Annotated in this window: 1 protein-coding gene; it reads right to left on the bottom strand. The window is 40.2% G+C overall.

All coding sequences use genetic code 11. The features are described 5' to 3' along the window. Positions 1 to 219: transposase (locus GNY06_RS00305; RefSeq protein WP_166518309.1), on the bottom strand; the 219-nt coding region annotated here is incomplete at both ends.

Genomic DNA, 219 nt, shown 5'->3' with positions numbered 1-219 from the left:
TTATCACACAGAAAAATGCTGTTGGTGGTTTTTGCCTTTTTTCTACCCTGATAGCCTAGCTTTTCACCTCCCATTCGGCTTGGGGTGTGGCTTCCGTCCAACTGAAGGCTTGACATATCCAATTTTCTTTTATTAAGAAGCAAAAGACCTATCCAAACCTTTCTGAAAGAGCCATCTTTGCTCCATTTATTGAAATAATAGTAAATGCTTTGCCAGCAG

The organism is Elizabethkingia argenteiflava (assembly GCF_009904105.1).
Lineage (GTDB): Bacteria > Bacteroidota > Bacteroidia > Flavobacteriales > Weeksellaceae > Elizabethkingia > Elizabethkingia argenteiflava.
Note: the sequence above shows the minus strand (reverse complement) of the source record. Positions and strands in the feature narration are given on the sequence as shown.